Source organism: Kribbella sp. NPDC020701 (assembly GCF_055562215.1).
In genome coordinates this window covers 97953-118121 of record NZ_JBVHFT010000007.1, presented here as the reverse complement: position 1 = coordinate 118121, position 20169 = coordinate 97953, and the positions used below count along the sequence as shown (strand labels likewise).

Here is a 20169-nt window from a genome sequence, read left to right as displayed (position 1 = left end):
GTTGGCTAGTTGTGGTCGTGGTGGACGAACCAGATGCCTCGGGCTGGGGCGGTGGTCAGGTTGCGGAAGAGGTGGGGGACGGAGGAGTTCAGGCCTAGGGCCTCGCCGGCGTGGAGCATGAAGGTTTCGAAGCCGAAGGTGACCTCCAGTTCGCCCTCGAGGAGGTAGCCGTACTCGAAGCCGTCGTGGCGGAGCATGCGTTCGTCGTTGGTCGAGCTGGAGCCGGGGGGATAGACGATCTCGATGAAGTCCAGCTGATGGGCCGTGTTCGTGGCCAGCTGCTCCCACACGACTCCGGTGTCCATCACCAGGCGGGTGCGGTTGCCTGGCGACGTGACCGACAGCCGGCCGGTGCTTCCGGTGTCCTCCCAGACTCGTTCCAGGGACCCGAGATCCGAGCGCCGGACGGTCCCGGGTTCCTCGTCGGCTACCGGCTTGTCCGCTGGAGCCTCAGCCGGTTCGTCCGGAGCGTCCTCGCTCTCGAAGAGGTGGTCGATCGACACTCCGAGGGTTTGCGCCATCGAGTACAGCGTCGCCACCGACGGCTGCGACTTGCCGTTCTCGATCTGGGACAGGAAGGAGGGCGAGACGCCGAGCTTCCGGGCCAGTTCGCGCAGTGTCATCCCGGACTTCTGCCGGGCCGTCCGCAGTTGGAGCCCGAGGTTGACCGCCGTCGCATCCTCCGGGCTTTGCGGTGCGATAGGTGATGTCACGGCGACTCCTGGGGTCATGGCGGGGTGGGAACGGGCAACGGGGCCTTGATCGGAAGGGCTCACACCAACACCATGCCTCCGTCGATCATGATCACCTGGCCGGTCAGGTAGTCCGAGTCGGCCGAGGCCAGGTACAGCGCGGTGCCGAGGATGTCCTCGCCGGTGGCGACCCGCCCGCGCAGGATGTCCGCGGCGAAATCGGCCATCGCCTGACCGGGACGGTCCGCGTCGCCGATGTTCATCAGATCCTCGTCCAGCCTCGTCCATAGCGGGGTGTCCACCACGCCCGGGGCGAACGCGTTGCAGGTGATGTTGTGCTCGGCCAGTGCCCGCGCGGCCGCCTGGGTCAACGCGTTCACCGCGAACTTGCTCGCGCAGTACGGCGCGAAGGAGGGAAATCCCTGCCGGCCCGCGATGGAGGACGTGTTGACGATCTTGCCCTCCCCGAGGGGCATCATCCTGCGGGCCCCCTCCTGGATGCCGATCAGCGTGCCGAGCGCGTTGACGTCCATGATGGCGTGCCAGTTGCTCTCGGTCACATCGAGCAGGTGCATCGGCTCGTTGAAACCGGCGTTGTTGAACAGGACGTCCAGCCGTCCGGTCTGTTCGACGAAGGCGTCGAAGGCCGCGCTCACCTGGTCGCGCTGGCTCACGTCGGCCGTGAGCGGAATACCCGGCAGCCCGGCCGCGGACAGTTCGGCGGCGACCGCTTCCGCGGCCTCCTTGCTGCGGTCGAGGACTCCCACGGTCGCACCCTCGCCGGCCAGGCCCAGGGCGAAGACCCGGCCCATGCCGCTGCCCGCGCCGGTGATGATGATGCTCTTGCCGGCCACTCGTCCAGACATCCGCTGACCCCTCGTTCTCAGTGTGTGAAGACCGGGTCGCGCACCCCGAGGGTGTTGCGGACCCAGTCGATCTCGCGGCTGACGTACTCGTCGATGTCGCCGGTCTTCAGGTGTTCCGGGAGCACGTCCCAGGTGTAGGTCTCGATCTCCAGGTGGTCCGAGAGCGGCGTACGCCGATGCAGGTCGAGCGCGGCCTCGATGCTCGACCGGGTGGTCCGGAATCCACCGATCTCGTCCAGGAACACCGGTACGTGGAAGTGCGTCCGCCACTCACGCCGACCACCCGGCGACTCGTTCCAGGCCTCGATCGCGTCCCCGAGGGTGAGGAACCGGGTGAGCTGCCCGTCGCGGCGCTCGGTGGTCTGACTCAGGTAGATCGTGTCGGTGAACTGCTCGAGCGCCCGTACTGTGTCCGCGCTGACCTCGGGCACCCACAGCGCCGCGGCCTCCTGCAGTTTGAAGATCGGGATGCCGGCCGCGACCAGCGACTCCAGCGCGGCCGGGATGTCCTCGAACTCCACCGACTGGTGCCCGATGTCGAAGACGACGCCGAGATGCCGCCGGACCAGCCCCACCGCGGCCGACACCGGTACCGAGGCCAGCTTCGCGAACTCGGCGATGCCGGCCCGGGAGTAGATCCGCTCCTCGAAGTACCGCACGGTCTCCTCGGTCGTCTCCAGGAAGCAGAACGGCTCGGGCTCGAGGGCCAGCTTCACCTTGCGCCCGGTACGGCGTTCCACGTCGACCAGATGGGCGACGACGCGGAGCAGGTTCGTGGTGAAGCGGTCGACGAACGCCGGTCCGTCGACGTTCGGGCGGAACGCCAGCGGGGCGGTCTGGATGGACGGTTCGACGTCGGCCTCGGTGATGTCGGCCAGGACCTCGGCGACACCGATCGTGTAGAGAGTGCGGTCCTCGGTGGCCCAGTCCGGCTCGTACACCTGCTCCATCACCGACCGGCCCTTGAAGGGGCCGTGCGGGAACGCGTTGACGGTGTAGACGTAGAGATCCTGGTCGCGAAGGTAGCCGAGGAAGTCCGCGCGCTCGGCCGGATCGTCCAGCAACGTCGCCACGGACGCGCCGGACAGCCGCAGCGACAGGCCCATCGGTGCGTCCGGAGACACCCGCCGCTTCACCTCCGGCACATGGCGTACGACGCTGTCGCGCATCTCGGCCCAGGTGTCACCGGGATGGACGAGGGTCGAGTAGGTGAGGTGGCCGAGCCGGTCACTGAGCTTCATGAATGATTAGTAGCACTGAACACTTGCGCCTAGCAATACCTCAGAATCCTGAGTAAATGTTCACTCAAGGTCACAGAAGCTGGGGTCTTGTGAACATCAGGGGCCATATGTACAGTCCCACCAAACATTCGGCTGGTGACTGTGAGGTGGAAGCATGCGCGTCTCCCGGGGACTGATCACCGTCAGCGCGGCGCTGATCCTGCTCGTCGCCGCCAGCGCGGTACTGGCGCCGACGAGCGTCGACCACAGCGCGCTGCTGGGCATGCTGCCGTTCGCGGCGGTCCTCGCGATCGTCGGCATCGGGCAGACGCTGGTCGTGCAGCAAGGCGGCATCGACCTGTCCGTTCCAGGCGCGGTCTCGCTGGCGGTGGTGATCACCACACACCGGCCGGCCGGTGACGACGCCAAGTTGCCGGGCGCGCTGCTGTTCGGTCTCGTCGTCGCGATCGGCTTCGGTGTCCTCAACGGCGTACTGATCGGCCGGCGCCGGCTGAACCCCATCGTGGCCACCCTCGGCGTCAACGCCCTGTTGTACGCCGTGGTACTCGGCATCTCCGGTGGTTCGCCCCGGCGTACGACCGCGTTGTTGCGAGACGTGGCCGGGGGAGTCACCGCCGGCATTCCGAACTCTGTCTATATCGCGGTCGTCGTGGTCGCGATCGCCACGATCGTCATGAAGACCACCGTCGGCGGGCGCCGCTTCGAGGCGATCGGCGCGAACCCGACCGCCGCGGCCGCCACCGGACTCCCGGTCACCTGGTATCGCGCCGGTGCCTACGTGTGGGCCCAGATCCTCTATTGGCTCGCGGGCGTCCTGCTGGCCGGGATCATCGCCCAGCCCACCGCGTTCCAAGGCGACGCCTACCTTCTGCCATCGGTCGCCGCCGTCGTGCTCGGCGGGACCTCGCTGCTCGGCGGCCGCGGCTTCCTGGTCGCGACGGCCGTCGCCGCGGTCTTCCTCTCCCAGCTCGAGCAGTTCGTGCTCGCGCTCGGTGTCTCGTTCGCCATCCGAACTCTGGTCGAAGCGGCTGCCCTCACCGTGGGTGTCGCCCTCTACAGCGTCGACTGGACCGCCGTACGCCGCCGGTTCACGTCGGCCCCTCAGCTGCCCCTCACTACGGCAAGTTCCAGGAAGGGAACCCTGTCATGATCCGATCCGCTCGCCGCGCACGTCTGATCGCCTTGCTCGGCACCGGAGCCGTCGGCCTCGCACTCGCGGGCTGCGGCGGCTCCGGCTCCGCCAACACCTCCAACAACGCGGCCGCCGGCGGCGACGTCCCCTCCTGGTGTGGGGGCAAGAAGGCCGTCCTCGGCATGACCGACGGCTTCGGCGGCAACAGCTGGCGCCTCGTCACCACCGCGTCCGCCAAGGCGGAGGCCGCCAAGTGCCCCAGCGTCACCAGCTTCGAGTACGCCGACGGCCAGGGCGACACGCAGAAGGCCATCGCCGACATCCAGGGGATGGTCGCGAAGGGTGTGAACGCGCTGGTCGTCTTCCCCGACGCGGGTGAGGCCGTGCTGCCGGCGATCCGCAGCGCCTACAAGGCCGGCGTCGTGACCGTGCCGTACCGGGTCGACCCGGGTGGCAAGGCCGGCGAGGACTACGACGTGTTCGTCGACACGAACTTCGCCGACGCCGGCAAGAACTGGGGCGACTGGATCAAGAAGATCCTGCCGGACGGCGGCAACGTGCTGTTCCTGTCCGGCCCGCCCGGGAACAGCCAGGGCCGCAAGGAAGCCGAAGGCCTGCACTCGGTGCTCGATGCCACCGGCAAGTACAAGTTCATCGGCGAGCAGCCGTTCGAGGTCACCAACTGGGATCCGGCCGAGACGCAGAAGCGGCTGACGGCGGCGATCTCGCAGAACTCCGACATCGACGTGATCGTCTCCGACTTCGGCCCGTCCCTGGTGGGCGCGCTGCCGGTGTTCGAGCAGAGCGGCCGGTCCATCCCGGCCATCGCGGCCTCCGACGGCAACGTCCTGTCCTGCTTCTGGGAGAAGAACAAGGCCAAGAACCCCGACTTCAAGCTGTTCACGGTCTCGACGCAGAACGACCACTCCCGGCTGGCCATCCAGCAAGCGGTCGCACGGGCCACCGGCGGACAGGTGCCGGCCTCCTCGACGTTCCCCTCGGTGGTCTTCGAGGACTCCACCTCCAAGGACAAGCCGGTGCAGTGCAAGTCGAACCTGCCCGATGACGTCTACCTGTCCGCGGAGATGTCCGGCGAGGAGCAGGCGAAGCTCCTCAAGTGAGTCCGACAGAACACCTGACCCGAAGGACGCTGTGGTGATCAACGTGACGCAGGAGACAAGAGCTGCCCGGACGACGGACGCGGCGACGCAGCCCACCCTGGCGCTGCAAGGCATCTCCAAGTCGTACGCCGCTGTCGCCGCCCTGACCGACGTGTCGCTCGAGGTCCGGCCCGGCGAGGTGCACGCACTGCTCGGTGAGAACGGCGCCGGCAAATCCACCCTGATGGGTGTTGCCTCCGGCGCCATTGCTCCCGACCGCGGCACCATCGCGGTCCTCGGCGAGGTCGTCGAGGAGCTCACGCCGGGACGGGCGACCGAGCTGGGGATCGCGATCGTGCACCAGCACCCCGCGGTCCTGCCGGACCTCACCGTCGCGGAGAACATCGCGGTCGCCGTGCCCGCGCGCTTCCTCGACGGTCCCGATCGGCGTACGGCGATGCGAGCACTGCTGGAGCGCGTCGGATGCACCGCGCACCTGGAGGATCGTGTCGGCCACCTGAGCATCGCGCAGAAACATCTGCTCGAGCTCGCGAAGGCGATGGCGATGAAGCCGCGGCTGCTCATCCTCGACGAGCCGACGGCACCACTCGGCCAGGAATCGGTCGGGCTGCTGTTCGACCTGATCCGTTCCGCCGCGGCGGAGGACACCGCCGTCGTCTACATCACGCATCGCCTCGCCGAGGTCCGTGAGCTCGCCGACCGCGTGACCGTTCTCCGGGACGGGCATCACCGCGGGACCGCTGTGGTCGGCGAGGTCACCGACGAGGAGTTGCTGGCCATGATCGTCGGCCGGCAACTGGAGTACACCTTCCCGGCAAAGCAGCTCGGTGCCGACGACGAGCAGCCGGTACTCACCGTCGACGGGTTGTCGGGTGACCGGTTCTCCGACGTCTCCTTCACCGCTCGGCGCGGCGAGATCATCGGCGTCGCAGGCGTTGTCGGCAACGGCCAGAGCGACCTGCTCCGGGCCCTCGCCGGTCTCGACGCGCACAGCGGCGCCGTGGTCATCGACGGGGAGCGGCTCGGCCATCGGCAGTTGCTGCGCTCCTCGGCGTACCTGCCGGCCGACCGGCATCACGAGGGACTGATGATGTCGTTGTCGGTGCGCGAGAACGCCGCGCTCAGCGCTCTCGAGCGGCTTGGCCCGGCCCGGTTCGTCAGTCGCCGGCGCGAGGTCGAGCTGGTCGGCGCCGAGGTGGCCGGACTGGCGGTGAAGACCGCCAGTCTCGAGTCACCGGTGACCAGCTTGTCCGGCGGCAACCAGCAGAAGGTCGTGCTGGCCCGGTCCCTGCTGTCGAAGCCGGCGATCCTGCTGGCCGATGAGCCGACCCAGGGCGTGGACGTCGGCGCCCGCGCCGAGATCTACCGCATCCTGCGGGAGGTCTCCGACAGCGGGGTCCCGGTCGTCGTCGCGTCATCGGACGCCAAGGAGCTCGAAGGACTCTGCGACCGGGTGATCGTGCTGTCCCGCGGCCATGTCGTGGCTTCGCTGGCCGGTGCCGAGGTGACCGAGGAGCGGATGATCCGCGCTGCGGTCGAATCGACCACGCACACCCGGACCGAGACCGAACGGGCGGCCGGCCGCAGGCTCAGCCCGCGCTGGCGCCGCAAGCTCGAGGGCGACTACGCCCCCGTTCTGATTCTGGCCGCCGTGATGCTCTGCCTCGGCGCGTACATCTACTCCCGCAACGAGCGCTACCTGCTGCCCTTCAACGTCACCTCGGTGATGCTGCTCGTCAGTGCGCTCGGGTTCATCGCGCTCGGTCAGACGGTCGCCCTGATGACCGCCGGCATCGACCTGTCCGTCGGCCCACTCGCGGGATTCCTCGTCGTGGTCGGCTCCTTCTTCCTCACCGAAGGACACTCCGGTACGGCGGTGGTCCTCGGACTGGCCCTGATGGCCGCGCTCGCCGCACTCGCCGGGGTGGTCAACGGTTCGCTGATCAGATTCGGCAAGTTCACCCCGGTAGCCGCGACCCTGGCAACGTACATCGCTCTGCAGGGTTTCAGTTTCCTGTTGCGGGACAAGCCCGGCGGTCTGATCAGCCGGACGGCGACCGACCTGATCACCACGACGATCGGCCCGGTCCCGGTGGCCTTCGTCGTTCTGGTCCTGGTCACCTTCGCGATGGAGTTCCTGCTGCGCACCCGCCGCTGGGGTCTGAACATCCGGGCGGTGGGCTCGGACGAGGAGTCGGCCCGGCGGCTGGGCGTACGGACCACGCGGACGGTCGTCACCGGGTACGTCGTCGTGTCGCTCTTCACGTTCCTCGGTGCGCTCGTCCTGCTGTCCCAGCTGGGGATCGGCGATCCGGCCCAAGGCGTCGGCTACACCCTGACCAGCATCACCGCCGTCGTGCTCGGCGGAACCAGCCTGCTCGGCGGCCGCGGAACCTTCGTCGGCACCCTGCTGGGCGCCGGCCTGATCGTGCAGCTCCTCAACGCGACCACGTTCCTCGGCCTCACCCAGACCTGGCAGTACCTCTTCCAGGGCGCCCTGATCGTGATCGCGGCCCTTGTCTACAGCCAGGTGCGAGGTAGCGGCCGCAAGGCCGAGGGCGTCGCACACTGACCGCACGGGATCTCCCGTCGCCGACTACGAAAGGACACCGCCGTGCGAGCAGCGCGTTACTACGGAAAACAGGACATCCGGGTGGAGGAGGTCGCCGAGCCCCAGGTGCGGGAGGCTGACGACGTACTGGTCGAGGTCTTGTACTGCGGCATCTGCGGGACGGACCTGCACGAGTACGCCGTAGGACCAATCGTCACCCCGACGACGCCGCATCCGCTGACTGGCGTGACACTGCCACAGACCCTCGGACACGAGTTCTCCGCCCGGGTAGCCGCGGTCGGCGCCGCGGTCCGCGGGGTCAGCGTCGGGGACCGGGTCTCGATCATGCCGGCCATCGTGTGCGGACGGTGCCGCTACTGCCGCCGCGGTCAGGGACACCTGTGTGTGCAGTTCGCCTGCACGGGCCTCAGCGCCGAGACCGGTGGCCTCGCCGAGTACGCCGTGGTGAAGGAGTACCAGGTCGCCAAGCTCCCCGACGAGGTCTCGGATCTCGAGGGAGCGGTCGTCGAGCCCGCGGCGGTCGCGGCGTACGGCGTCGAGCGCGCCGGGGTCACCGGCGGCGACATCGTCCTGGTCACCGGAGCGGGACCGATCGGCATCCTGTCCGCCCTGTACGCCAGTGCGGTCGGGGCGTCGACGGTGATCATCGCCGAGCCGAACAAGAACCGCTCCGCGCTGGCCGCCTCGCTCGACATCGGCCCGATGGTGGATCCGACCACCGGAGAGCTCGACGAGGTGGTCGGGCAGCTCACCGACGGCGACGGCGTCGACCTCGCCATCGAGTGCTCCGGCAGCACTCCCGGCCTCACCTCGTGCGTCGAGCAGACCCGCAAACGCGCGGCCATCGTCCAGACCGGGTTGCACACCAAGCCCGCCACCCTCGACGCGATGGCGCTGTCGGCCAAGGACCTCACCCTGTACGGCAGCTGGTGCTGGTGGATGACCGACTGGCCGCGGATCATCCGCATGGTTGCCTCCGGCACCTACCCGGTCGGCCGCGTGATCACCGCCGAGATCGGGCTGGCCGACGTCGTGACCAAGGGCTTCGACCCGTTGATCGATCCGCAGGGCGACCAGCTCAAGGTCCTGGTCCGCTCCGCTTCCTGACCTGACGAAGGAGACTCCGATGAGTTCGTTCGGCGACATGCACCACGTCGGCATCACGGTCCGCGACCTCGAGGCCTCACTGGCCTGGTACGAGCGGATGTTCGGGCTGGAACCCGAGTTCGTTGCCCATGGCTCCGGTCCGGAGCTGTCCGCGGCCGTCGGCGTACCCAACGCCAAGCTGCGGTTCGCGTTCCTCCGCTTCGGCAGCTGCGTGGTCGAGCTGCTCCATTACGACAACGAGCGGGAGGACACCTTCGACCGCTCCAACGCCGACGTCGGCAGCGCCCACGTCTGCATCGACGTGCCCGACCTGCAGGCGGCGTACGACGACCTGCGCGGCAAGGGCGTGGAATTCCTGGCGCCGCCGCTGCACATCGACGACGGGCCGCTTGAGGGCTGTGCCTTCGTCTACTTCAAGGATCCCAACGGCGTGACGCTCGAGCTCTTCCAGAGCAACGGCCACGGGCACTGACCGACCCCCAAGGAGCAGCACGCATGAGTGAACGACGAGCGCTGGTCGTCGGTGCCACCGGTCTGACCGGCCGCAACGCCGCCGAGCAGCTGGCCCGATCCGGCTGGGAGGTGACCGGTGTGTCCCGTAAGCAGGGCATGGACACCGACGGTGTGCGCAATGTCAGCGCGGACATCTCCGACCCGGTCTCGATCGCCGCGGTCGCCCGCGAGGTGCGCGCCACACATCTCTTCTACTGCACGTGGTCGCGGCAGGAGACCGAGGCCCGCAACATCGACGTCAACGGGGCGATGCTACGCAACGTCCTCGAGACAGCCGGCCGTACCGACACGCTCGAGCACGTCTGCCTGGTGACCGGGCTCAAGCACTACCTCGGCCCGTTCGAGGCCTACGCACAGAACCCGGCCCAGCCGCCGTTCCACGAGAGCCAGCCACGGCTGGCGCATGAGAACTTCTACTACACCCAGGAGGACATCCTCTGGGAGGCCGCCGAGCGGTTCGGCTTCAGCTGGACCGTGCACCGGCCGCACACCGTCATCGGATACACCCTCGGCAACGCCATGAACATGGGTGTGACCCTGGCGGTCTACGGCACCCTCGCCCGCGAGGCAGGCCTCCCGTTCGTGTTTCCTGGTTCGCCCGAGCAGTACGACGGCACGACCGACATCACCGATGCCCGGCTGCTGGCCGAGCACTTGGTCTGGGCGGCGACCACGCCCGAGGCGGCCAACGAGGCGTTCAACGTCACCAACGGCGACACGTTCCACTGGCGGCAGATGTGGGAAGTGGTCGCGGACGGTCTCGGTGTGGAACCGGCTCCGTACCCGGGACACCCGACGCCTCTCGACGACCGGATGGGCGAAGCCGCGGCGACCTGGCGGCGGATCGCCGAGCGAGACGCACTCGTCGAGCTTGATATCGACCGACTCGTCTCCTGGTGGCACACCGACAGCGATCTCGGCCGGACGGTCGAGACCCATGCCGCGATGACCAAGAGCCGGGAAGCGGGCTTCACCCGGACCCAGGACAGCGGCCGGTCGTTCCTCGACCTGTTCGACCGGCTCCGGGCCGAAGGCGTCATCCCGGAGGTGTCGGCATGAAGGCTGTCCAGTTCCAGGGCGTCGACACGCTGGCGCTGGCCGAGGTCGACGTACCGTCCATCGGCGCCGGCGAGATCCTGGTCGCGCTGCGGTCGGTGGGGATCTGTCACTCCGACTTCGAGCTGCTCGAGGGGCGCTACATCATCCCGTTCGGTTACCCGATCGTCCCCGGGCACGAGTGGTCCGGCGTGGTCGCGGACGTCGGCTGGGAGGTGACCGGGTTCAAGCCTGGTGACCGGGTGCTGGGCGAGTGCGTGATCGGCCAGGAGCACTTCGGCTTCTCGATCTCCGGGGCGGCCGCCGAGTACTTCGTCGTACGCCCGGAGTGGTTGCACAAGGTTCCGGATGAGCTGACCGACAGCCAGGCGGCGCTCGTGGAGCCCTTCAGTTGCGCGTACTTCGCGGCGATGCGGGCCGGCAACGTCAACGCGAGCGACACCGTCGTGGTCTTCGGTGCGGGCCCGATCGGGCTGAGCTGCGTGGCGGTCGCCGCCACCCTGGGCGCCCGGGTCGTCGCGGCCGAGCCCGACAAGACCCGCGGCGACCTGGCTCGTCAGCTCGGCGCGGAGGAGGTGATCGACCCGACGTCCGACGAGTTCGCCGACCAGGTGCTGGAGTTGACCGAGGGCCGGGGAGCCGATGTCGTCATGGAGGCGTCCGGTCAGCCGGCCGCGATGGCCGCGACCCTGGAAGTTGCCGGGTTCAACGGTCGGCTGGTCAACATCGGTATCGACGTCGGTCGTAGCGCCACCGCGAAGCTCGGGCTGATCCAGTCCAAGCAGTTGCAGATCCGGGGCACGATCGGGTCGCCAGGCGTCTGGCCGGAGACCCTGCGGTTCCTGGCCCGGACGGGACTCGACCTCACTCCGATGATCACCAGCAGGTATCCGCTGGATCGCGCCCCGGAGGCGTACGCCGCCGCCCGCCGTACCGCGGAGAACGTCAAGGTGCACATCGAGAACGGTGGTGCCGCATGAAGGCCGTGGTCCTGCATGCCGCCGGGGACGTCCGCATCGAGGACCGTCCCGAACCACCGACTCCCGGTCGGGGTGAGGTGCGGCTGCGCGTCACGCGGGTCGGACTGTGCGGCACCGATGTCAGCGAGTACACAGCCGGACCGATGATGACTCCGCTGACAACGCGGCATCCCAACTCCGGGGTGCTCGGGCCGGTGGTGCTCGGGCACGAGTTCATCGGGGTTGTGGAAAGCGAAGGCGAACGCTTCGCCGTCGGTGACCGGGTCGCGGCCGGAGCCGGCGTCTGGTGTGGGCAGTGCTCCTGGTGCGAGCGCGGCCAGACCAACCTCTGCCAGTCCTACTGGACCTACGGCCTGTCCGCCGACGGCGGGCTCACCGAGCGCGTCACCGTCCCCGAGACGATGCTGCACCCCATCGCGCCGAACGTTGCCGACGACAACGCCGCACTGGCCCAGCCGCTGGCGGTCGGACTGCACGCCGTCGATCGCAGCCGGGTCCGCCGCGGCGATGTGGTGGTCGTGCACGGCGCGGGAGCGATCGGATCCTTCGTCATCGCCGGCCTGAAGGCCTCCGGAGCCGGAGTGATCGTTGCCGTGGACATCGATGACACCAGGCTCGAGACGGCAGCGAAGCTCGGTGCCGACGTCACGGTGAACGCGTCGTCGACGGACCCGCTCGACGTCGTCCGTGAGCTGACCGGATCCGCGCTGGCCGACGTGACCGTGGAGGCCAGCGGCGTCTGCGACGGACTGACGCGCGTGCAGCGGCTCACCCGGCGTGGCGGCACTGTTCTTCTGGTCGGCCTGCCCAAGGGTCAGGTGTCGTTCGTCGCCACCGACCTCATCCTCCGCGAGATCGACGTCATGACCACCGTGGCCCACGTGTGCGACCGGAACCTGCCGGCCGCGCTGGCTCTTCTCGCGCAGCGCGACCTGGCGTCGCTGCTGGTCGAACGCGTCGTACCTCTCGATCGGGTGGTCGAAGACGCGTTCACAGCAATGGCCGGCGGTACCGCGCGCGGCAAGCTCCTCGTCGATCCTCAGGGGTTGTCATGACACTGCGGGTCGGATTCTGCGGCGTCGGCCGGATGGGTACCGAGATGGTCGTTGCCCTTGCCCGGCAGGGGTTTGTGGTGACCGTCTGGAACCGGACCGCGGCGCGTGCTCTGGCGGCCGCCGAGCAGACCGGCGCCGAGGTGGCCGGCACTCCGGCGCTCGCGGCCAAGGACGCGGACGTCGTGATCACCATGCTCACCGACGGCGACGCCGTACTCCGGACTCTCGCTGAGCTACTGCCCAGCGCCCGGGCGGGGCTGATTGTGGTGGACTGTTCAACCACCGGCGTACGCGCTGCCCGAGAGGCCGCTGACCTGTGCGCGGCCGTGGGCGTCGGCTTCGTCGACTGCCCGGTGAGCGGCAGTACGGTCGTCGCCCGCGAAGGCAAGCTCGGACTGATGGCCGGCGGGGACACCGCCGCGATCGACCGGGTCCGCCCGGTGCTCGATGCCCTCGGCACGGTCGTGCACGTCGGGCCGACCGGCGCCGGCGCCGCCGCCAAGGTGTCGATCAACGCACTGCTGCACACCTTCAGCACAGCCCTGGCCGAGTGCCTTGTCACCGCTCGCGCCGCCGGAGTCTCGACCACCGCGCTCTTCGATGTCCTCGCGGTCGGCGTGCTCTGGAATCGCTTCCTCGACTACAAGAGACCAGCCTTCAGCGATCCCGAGGGGACGGCGGTCGCCTTCGACCTCCGCACCGCCACCAAGGACCTCGGACTCGCAGCCCGCGCCGCCGATGACGCCGGCCTGCGGGAGTCCGTCGTACGGCGGGCCCTGGAACTGCACCGGCACGCGCTGGACGACGGGCTCGGTGACCGGGACATGGCCGCGATGACGGCCTGGTTCGCGGCCATCGCCGATCCGACCGGCCGAACAGAAAGGAACTGACGTGGGTATCCACACCTATGGAACGAACGCCGTCGACTGGGAGCAGCGGCTGGATCTCGACCGGCTGCGCACCGAGCGGCTGGCCAAGCTCCAGGACGAGCTGAACCGCTCCTCGCTCGGCGCACTCCTCGCGTTCGACTTCCCCAATATCCGCTACATGACAGCCACTCACATCGGCACCTGGGCGAACGATAAGCTGATCCGGTTCGCACTCCTCGTGCGGGACGCCGAGCCGGTCATCTGGGACTTCGGTTCGGCGGCCAAGCACCACCAGCTCTACAACCCCTGGCTCGACCATGCCGGACCCGAGTCCGCCGACGCGGTCCACGGACCGCATCACGGCGCGACCAGGCCGCAAGGCGGAGCCCGCGCGGGGATCTCCACGCTGCGCGGCGCCTTCCACCCGGGCGCGGGCATCGCCGAGGAGGTCGCCCGCAAGATCAAGGCCGAGCTCGAGCAGCACGGGTTGCTCGGTGAACCGCTCGGTGTCGACGTCATCGAGCTGCCCATCCTCGCCGCCCTGCAGCAGGCGGGCATCCAGGTCGTCGACGGCCAGCAGGTCTTCCTCGAGGCGCGGCGGATCAAGACGCCGGACGAGATCGGGCTGCTCGCCCAGGCGGCCTCGATGGTCGACGCCGCGTACGACCAGCTGTACGAGTTCCTCCGGCCCGGGGTTCGGGAGAACGAGGCTGTTGGCCTTGTCAGCAAGGCGCTCTACGACATGGGTTCGGAGTTCGTCGAGGGCGTGAACGCGATCAGCGGTGAGCGGTGTGCACCGCATCCCCATGTGTACTCCGACCGGATCATCCGGCCGGGTGACCCGGCGTTCTTCGACATCCTGCACAGCTACCTGGGCTACCGGACCTGCTATTACCGCACCTTCGCGGTCGGCAGTGCCTCCCCGGCCCAGCACGACGCGTACAAGATCTGCCGCGAGTACATGGATCAGGCGATCTCGTTGGTGAAACCCGGTTCGACGACCGCCGACATCGTCTCGGTCTGGCCGACCGCGCAGGAGTTCGGTTTCGCCGACGAGGAGGCCGCGTTCGCGCTGCAGTACGGGCACGGCGTCGGGCTGTCGATCTGGGAGAAGCCGATCTTCAGCCGGCTGGTCTCCCTCGACCACCCTGAGGTCCTCGAGGAGGGCATGGTCTTCGCCCTCGAGACCTACTGGCCGGCCAAGGACGGCTGGTCCGCGGCCCGGATCGAGGAGGAGCTCGTCGTCACCGCCGACGGCTGCGAGGTGATCACGAAGTTCCCGGCCGAGGATCTGCTCGTCGCCGGCAAGCGGTACTACACCACCGGCGGGATGTTGCCGACCCGGCGGGAGTCGCAGTCGCACCTGAACACGCCTGCTTTCAACGGAGAACTGGTATGACGCTGCCACTCGAACGGCACGCGTACGGCGAGCACGACATCGTGCTGCCGGCCGGAAACCAGACCAGGTACGACGACGCGGCGATCGACCGGGACACGCGGCTGCTGATGTACCGGCGGTTGCAGGAGATGCGCCAGTTCGAGAAGCGTGCGTACGACCTGTTCATGCAGAACCTGGTCAAGGGCACCACGCACCTGTCCCTCGGGATGGAGGCAGTGGCGACCGGATTCGGTACGGCGATGCGTGCCGATGACTACACGTTCGCGACGTACCGCGGCCACGCGCACACACTCGCCCGTGGTGTCCCGATGGAAGGCGTCCTCGCGGAACTCCTTGGGCGCTCCAACGGATTGCTCGGCGGCAAGGGTGGATCGATGCATCTCACCAGCGTCGAGCACGGCGTGATGGGTTCGTACGCCATCATCGGTGCGCACCTGACCATCGCGAACGGCGCCGCGTGGTCCGCCCAGTACCGGGACAGCGGTCAGGTCGCGGTCTGCTTCTTCGGCGACGGCACCACCAACATCGGCGCGTTCCACGAGGCGCTGAACTACGCGGCGGTCTTCAGCCTGCCGGTCGTCTTCGTGTGTGAGAACAACCAGTACATGGAGTACACCGCGATCGCCGACATCACCGCCGTCCGACGTCCGGCGGCGGACCGGGCCGGCGCGTACGGTCTCGATCCGATAGTTGTCGATGGCAACGACGCGGACGCCTGCTACCTCGCGGCGCGCGATGCCTTCGCGCAGGCTCGTTCCGGGCAGGGGCCGGTGCTCATCGAGGCACTGACCTACCGGCACGGCGGCCATTCGCGGGCCGATCCCGGCAAGTACAAGCCATCCGGGGAGCTCGAAGCCTGGCTGGACCACGACCCGCTCAAGGTCTACCGCGGCCGACTCAGCCGGCTCGGATACGCCGACGCGGAACTGGACGAGATCGATCGGCAGGTCGGCGGGGCCGTGAACGCGGCGACCGAGGCGGCCAAGAACGGACCGGTGCCGGACCCGGCTTCGGCGTACACCGACGTATGGGCAGACGGAGGACACTCGTGGCGCAACTGACCTATCGGGAGGCGGTGGCCCGCGGCATCGCCCAGGAGATGCGACGCGACGAGCGCGTGGTCCTCTTCGGCGAGGACGTGGCCGGCTCCGGCGGCGTCTTCAAGACCACCGCCGGACTGCTCGACCAGTTCGGGCCGCGCCGGGTGATCGACACCCCGATCTCGGAGCAGGCCATCCTCGGTGCGGCGATGGGCGCCGCGATGACCGGGCTGCGGCCGATCGCGGAGATCATGTTCTCCGACTTCTTCGCGGTCTGCTGGGACCTGGTGGTGAACCAGATGGCGAAGACCCGCTACATGACCAACGGGCAGGTCACCATCCCGCTGGTGGTGAAGAGCGGGAACGGGGGAGCGCTCCGCTTCGGTGCGCAGCACTCGCAGTCGATCGAGAACTGGGCGATGGCGGTGCCCGGGATCAAGGTGGTCACGCCGTCGTGCCCGGAGGATGTGGTCGGGTTGATGGCGGCCGCCGTACGCAGCGACGATCCGGTGCTGTTCTTCGAGCACAAGGGCCTCTATGCCAGCAAGGGCGAAGTGCCCGACGGGGTCATCGAGGACGTTCTCGGCATGGCGAAGGTACGACGGCCCGGCACCGACGCGACCATTACCGCACTCGGGCTGATGGTGCCCAGGGCTCTCGAGGCCGCCGAGCGACTCGCGGAGCGGGGGATCAGCTGCGAGGTCATCGACGTACGGTCGCTGATCCCGCTCGACGCCCGGACCATCTTGGAGTCGGTCGGCCGGACCGGGCGATTGTTCACCGTCGAGGAGAACCCGCGGGCGCTCGGCTGGGGTGCCGAGATCGCGTCGATCGTCAGCGACGAGGGCTTCTGGAATCTCGACGGGCCGGTGGTCCGGATCACCAGCCCGCATGTGCCGCTGCCGTCGGCGGATTCACTGGAGGATCTCGTGATCCCGTCGGTCGATCGGATCGCCACCGAGATCGAGAAGGCGATGCAGACGTGACCGTCACCACCCGCCGCCACTGGGACAGCCCTCGAGCGCGCCGCCTGGCCCGGGAACAGGCGCTCGCCGAGACCCCCGCCATTACCCCCGCCATAACGCCCGCCGTTACCCACGCCGGGATCGCCGCCACAACACCCGCCGCGACGCCGGCGCGGGTCGAGCGGCTGTCGCGGCGGCGGAAGGTGATCGCGGAGCGGATGCATCGGTCGCTCCAGGAGTCCGCGCAGCTCACCACGGTCGTCGAGGTCGACCTCAGCCACGTGGTCGCGGCCCGCGAGGCGGCCAAGGACGAGTTCCGGGCCCGGTACGGCGCACCCTTGTCCGTCCTCGCGTTCGTCGCCGAGGCCGCAGTACGGGCTCTCGGCAACCATCCGGTGATCAACGCCGAGCTGGATCTGGCCGCGGGAACGATCACCTACCCGGCCTCCGTCGGTCTGGGCATCGCGGTGGACACCGACGAAGGGCTCGTCGTCCCGGTGATCCGGGACGCCGGCGACCTGACCGTCGGCGCGCTCGCCCGCCGGATCGCCGGGCTCGCGGCCCGCGCCCGGAACGGTACGGCGACCGCCGACGACTTCGCCGGTGGGTCGTTCACGATCACCAACACCGGCAGCCGTGGTGCGCTGTTCGACACCCCGATCCTCAACGCGCCCCAATCGGCCATCCTCGGCCTCGGCGCCGTCGTACGGCGTCCTGTCGTCCTGCCCAGCGGGAACGGCGACGACCTGATCGGGATCCGCTCGATGGCGTACCTGTCCCTCACCTACGACCACCAGCTCGTGGACGGCGCTGATGCCGCGCGCTACCTGACGTCGGTCAAGTCCCGGCTCGAGAACCCCGGCCCGGGCATTCAGGAGGTTGCACGATGAGCACGCACGAACGGACCGTGGTCTCCGCCGTACCGGCCGGCTTGTGGATCGGCGGTGACGTCGTACCGGGTTCCCGCGGCACGCTGGCGGTCCACGATCCGGCGACGGGCGACGTACTCACGGAGGTCGCCGATGCGGACGCCGCCGATGCCATGGTCGCGCTCGACGTTGCGGTCGCGGCCAGGACCGACTGGGCTCGGACCGTTCCTCGTGAGCGCGGCGAGATCCTGCGACGGGCCTACGAGTTGATGACCGCGCGGGCGGATTCCCTTGCCCTGTTGATGACGCTGGAGATGGGCAAGCCGCTGGCCGACGCGCGCGCCGAGGTCGCGTACGCCGCCGAGTTCCTGCGCTGGTACGGCGAGGAGGCGGTGCGGATCTCCGGCCGCTGGTCGGTGGCACCGGATGGGAACAGCCGGCTCCTGACCATGAAGCAGCCGGTCGGGCCGAGCCTGATGATCACGCCGTGGAACTTCCCGTTGGCCATGGGCACGCGCAAGGTCGGGCCCGCGGTCGCCGCCGGCTGCACGATGGTGGTCAAGCCGGCCGCGCAGACGCCGTTGTCCATGTACGCTTTCGCCGCGCTGATGCAGGAGGCGGGCCTCCCGGATGGCGTACTGAACGTGGTCACTACGTCCCGCAGTGGCGAGGTGATGGAACCGCTCATCCGCGATCCCCGGCTCCGCAAGCTCACCTTCACCGGATCCACCGGCGTCGGCCGCCGGCTCGTCGAGCAGTCGGCCACCCAACTGCTGCGGGTCTCGATGGAACTCGGTGGCAACGCGCCGTTCCTGGTGCTCGCCGACGCCGACCTCGACGCCGCCGTCGAGGGAGCGATGGTGGCGAAGATGCGCAACATGGGCGAGGCCTGTACTGCCGCCAACCGGATCCTCGTCCACGAGTCCGTCGCCGACGAGTTCGCCGGACGGTTGGCGAACCGGATGGCCGCGCTCCGGGTCGGCCGCGGCACCGAACCAGGTGTCGAGGTCGGGCCCCTCATCGACGCACCCGCGCAGGACAAGGTGTCCGAGCTCGTGCAGGATGCCCTGGACGGCGGCGCGAAGGTCCTCACCGGCGGCCAGCCGACCAGCCCGCCCGGCTGGTTCTTCCAACCGACCGTGCTCACCGACGTCGCACCCGACGCGGCATGTCTCCGGGAGGAGATCTTCGGCCCGGTCGCTCCCATCACCCGCTTCGCCACCATCGACGAAGCGATCAGCCTGGCCAACGACACGGAGTACGGCCTGGTTGCCTACGCCTACACACGCGACCTTTCCACCGCCCTGCGCCTCGCCGAGGAGCTGGACACCGGCATGGTCGGCCTGAACCGAGGCGTGATCTCGAACGCCGCCGCCCCCTTCGGCGGCGTGAAGCACTCCGGCTTCGGCCGCGAAGGAGGCCACGAAGGGATCGAGGAGTTCCTCGAAACCAAGTACGTAGGCCTCGACACCTGACCTACGCCTGGCTGGTCATCAGGCGGACTTATGGCGGGCGCCGCCCTCGATGTGGATCGTCTCGCCGGAGACGAAGCCCGCGCGGAGAAGCCACATCACCGTGTCGACGACGTCCTCGGTCTCGCCGTGGCGTCCGACGAAGGTGCCGGCCGCACTCTTGCTCAGCAACCCGGCCTTGTTGTCACCAAGGCGATCCCAGGCGCCCGAGTCCACGACACCAGGCGAGACGGCATTGACCCGCACCGGCGCGAGATCCGCCGCCAGGTGGCGCGCGGCGTACTCGACGGCACCGTTCGTGATCCCCTTGACCAGTGAGCCCGGCCCGGGCCGCCAGCCGACGACGCCGGAGAACATCACCATCGACCCGGTCGGCCGCAGTAGCGGGGCGAAGTGCTTGGCGACCAGCAGGGGGCCGACCACCTTCGCCGTGAACGCAGCCAGCAGCTTGTCACGATCCAGCTCGGTCGCGCGTACGTCGTGTGGCGCCGAACCGGTCGTCACGAGGTGATCGATCCCGTCCTTCAGCCGCTCCGCCGCGGCCGCGATCGTCGACTCGTCCTGCAGATCGACCCGCAGCGCGCTGGCGCCGATCTCGCGCGCCAGTACGTCGGCCGCCGCCAGATCACGCGCACCGACAACGACGTCGTACCCGTCCTTCGCCGCACGCCTCGCCACGGCCGCGCCGAGCGCCCGTGCACCGCCGATGACCAGGATCCGCTCCATGTGTGTCACTCCCTCTCGTAGGATCGGGAGTAACGGTATGGATTTGATACCGGTATCTTCAACGGAACTGGGAGCACCCATGGGCAAGGCGTACAACGTGATGGCAGCGACCTGCCCGAGCCGCACCGTGCTGCACCGCATCGGAGCCCGCTGGACCGTGTTCGTCGTCAACGCCCTGGACGACGGGCCTCGGCGCTTCACCGAACTGAAGGCGCACATCCAGGGCATCACCCCTAAGGTCCTGACCGAAACCCTGCGTTCGCTGGAAGCCGACGGCCTGATCAGCCGGCACGAGTACGACGAGAACCCGCCGCGCGTCGAGTACGCCCTGACACCGCTGGGTCGCTCCCTGCTCATCCCGCTCCGCGCCGTGCGGCTCTGGGCCGAACAGCACGTCCCCGACATCGAGGCAGCCCGAGCCCGTCCGCACAGCCACCAGTAGCGCGTTGAGGTTGCAGGTTGTGGCAAATCGGCGCGTTGTGGCCCTGGATGCG

The 20169-nt window shown here is 68.8% G+C and carries 19 protein-coding genes; 15 read left to right on the top strand and 4 right to left on the bottom strand.

Going from position 1 to position 20169, the window contains the following annotated elements:
• Positions 1-5: 5 nt before the first annotated feature.
• The 3 genes from ACZ3HV_RS18345 to eboE are packed head-to-tail and all read right to left on the bottom strand — an operon-like array spanning position 6 to position 2799.
• Positions 6-713, bottom strand: a complete 708-nt coding sequence (locus ACZ3HV_RS18345; protein WP_465685760.1) for a helix-turn-helix domain-containing protein — start codon at positions 711-713, stop codon at positions 6-8.
• Between the two features lie 59 nt (positions 714-772).
• Entirely contained in the window at positions 773-1558 is a 786-nt protein-coding gene (locus tag ACZ3HV_RS18340) for an SDR family NAD(P)-dependent oxidoreductase (RefSeq protein ID WP_465685758.1), read from the bottom strand.
• Between the two features lie 17 nt (positions 1559-1575).
• Positions 1576-2799 (bottom strand): metabolite traffic protein EboE, encoded by a 1224-nt coding sequence (eboE, locus tag ACZ3HV_RS18335; RefSeq protein WP_465685756.1) that lies wholly within the window; start codon positions 2797-2799, stop codon positions 1576-1578.
• A gap of 154 nt (positions 2800-2953) precedes the next feature.
• On the opposite strand from eboE, the gene ACZ3HV_RS18330 reads away from it, so the two are divergent.
• Genes ACZ3HV_RS18330 through ACZ3HV_RS18265 form a run of 14 tightly spaced genes read left to right on the top strand, consistent with a single transcriptional unit; the run spans position 2954 to position 18952 of the window.
• Positions 2954-3949, top strand: a complete 996-nt coding sequence (locus ACZ3HV_RS18330) for an ABC transporter permease (RefSeq protein WP_465685754.1) — start codon at positions 2954-2956, stop codon at positions 3947-3949.
• Positions 3946-5052 (top strand): substrate-binding domain-containing protein, encoded by a 1107-nt coding sequence (locus ACZ3HV_RS18325; protein WP_360359403.1) that lies wholly within the window; start codon positions 3946-3948, stop codon positions 5050-5052. The genes ACZ3HV_RS18330 and ACZ3HV_RS18325 overlap by 4 nt, the downstream gene beginning before the upstream one ends.
• A gap of 34 nt (positions 5053-5086) precedes the next feature.
• Positions 5087-7624 carry an ATP-binding cassette domain-containing protein gene (locus ACZ3HV_RS18320; protein ID WP_465685752.1) on the top strand — a complete coding sequence of 846 codons (2538 nt, stop codon included), beginning with the start codon at positions 5087-5089 and terminating at the stop codon, positions 7622-7624.
• A gap of 42 nt (positions 7625-7666) precedes the next feature.
• A complete protein-coding gene (locus ACZ3HV_RS18315; protein WP_465685750.1) occupies positions 7667-8731 on the top strand; it encodes an alcohol dehydrogenase catalytic domain-containing protein in 1065 nt (354 codons plus the stop codon).
• A 19-nt stretch (positions 8732-8750) separates the two neighbouring features.
• On the top strand, positions 8751-9203 hold the full coding sequence (locus ACZ3HV_RS18310; protein ID WP_465685748.1) for a VOC family protein: 453 nt from the start codon (positions 8751-8753) through the stop codon (positions 9201-9203).
• Between the two features lie 23 nt (positions 9204-9226).
• Positions 9227-10303 (top strand): SDR family oxidoreductase, encoded by a 1077-nt coding sequence (locus tag ACZ3HV_RS18305; RefSeq protein WP_465685746.1) that lies wholly within the window; start codon positions 9227-9229, stop codon positions 10301-10303.
• Positions 10300-11280, top strand: a complete 981-nt coding sequence (locus tag ACZ3HV_RS18300; RefSeq protein WP_465685744.1) for a zinc-dependent alcohol dehydrogenase — start codon at positions 10300-10302, stop codon at positions 11278-11280. Before ACZ3HV_RS18305 ends, ACZ3HV_RS18300 begins: the two co-directional genes overlap by 4 nt.
• Positions 11277-12335 (top strand): zinc-dependent alcohol dehydrogenase, encoded by a 1059-nt coding sequence (locus ACZ3HV_RS18295; RefSeq protein ID WP_465685742.1) that lies wholly within the window; start codon positions 11277-11279, stop codon positions 12333-12335. Before ACZ3HV_RS18300 ends, ACZ3HV_RS18295 begins: the two co-directional genes overlap by 4 nt.
• A complete protein-coding gene (locus tag ACZ3HV_RS18290) occupies positions 12332-13225 on the top strand; it encodes an NAD(P)-dependent oxidoreductase (protein ID WP_465685740.1) in 894 nt (297 codons plus the stop codon). Before ACZ3HV_RS18295 ends, ACZ3HV_RS18290 begins: the two co-directional genes overlap by 4 nt.
• A 1-nt stretch (position 13226) precedes the next feature.
• Entirely contained in the window at positions 13227-14603 is a 1377-nt protein-coding gene (locus tag ACZ3HV_RS18285) for a M24 family metallopeptidase (RefSeq protein ID WP_465685738.1), read from the top strand.
• A complete protein-coding gene (locus ACZ3HV_RS18280; RefSeq protein WP_465685736.1) occupies positions 14600-15664 on the top strand; it encodes a thiamine pyrophosphate-dependent dehydrogenase E1 component subunit alpha in 1065 nt (354 codons plus the stop codon). Before ACZ3HV_RS18285 ends, ACZ3HV_RS18280 begins: the two co-directional genes overlap by 4 nt.
• Positions 15652-16629, top strand: coding sequence for an alpha-ketoacid dehydrogenase subunit beta (locus ACZ3HV_RS18275; protein ID WP_465685734.1), 978 nt, complete (start codon positions 15652-15654; stop codon positions 16627-16629). The genes ACZ3HV_RS18280 and ACZ3HV_RS18275 overlap by 13 nt, the downstream gene beginning before the upstream one ends.
• Positions 16626-17498 carry a 2-oxo acid dehydrogenase subunit E2 gene (locus tag ACZ3HV_RS18270; protein ID WP_465685732.1) on the top strand — a complete coding sequence of 291 codons (873 nt, stop codon included), beginning with the start codon at positions 16626-16628 and terminating at the stop codon, positions 17496-17498. The genes ACZ3HV_RS18275 and ACZ3HV_RS18270 overlap by 4 nt, the downstream gene beginning before the upstream one ends.
• The gene (locus tag ACZ3HV_RS18265; protein WP_465685730.1) at positions 17495-18952 is read left to right on the top strand and encodes an NAD-dependent succinate-semialdehyde dehydrogenase; all 1458 of its coding nucleotides are present in this window, start codon (positions 17495-17497) and stop codon (positions 18950-18952) included. The genes ACZ3HV_RS18270 and ACZ3HV_RS18265 overlap by 4 nt, the downstream gene beginning before the upstream one ends.
• Before the next feature lie 18 nt (positions 18953-18970).
• Here the strand turns inward: ACZ3HV_RS18265 and ACZ3HV_RS18260 are convergent, their stop codons facing one another.
• Complete coding sequence (locus tag ACZ3HV_RS18260) at positions 18971-19675, bottom strand: SDR family NAD(P)-dependent oxidoreductase (RefSeq protein ID WP_465685728.1); 705 nt, start codon at positions 19673-19675, stop codon at positions 18971-18973.
• 79 nt (positions 19676-19754) lie between these two features.
• Here ACZ3HV_RS18260 and ACZ3HV_RS18255 point away from each other — a divergent pair, with 79 nt between their 5' ends.
• Positions 19755-20117 carry a winged helix-turn-helix transcriptional regulator gene (locus ACZ3HV_RS18255; RefSeq protein WP_360359439.1) on the top strand — a complete coding sequence of 121 codons (363 nt, stop codon included), beginning with the start codon at positions 19755-19757 and terminating at the stop codon, positions 20115-20117.
• Positions 20118-20169 lie beyond the last annotated feature (52 nt).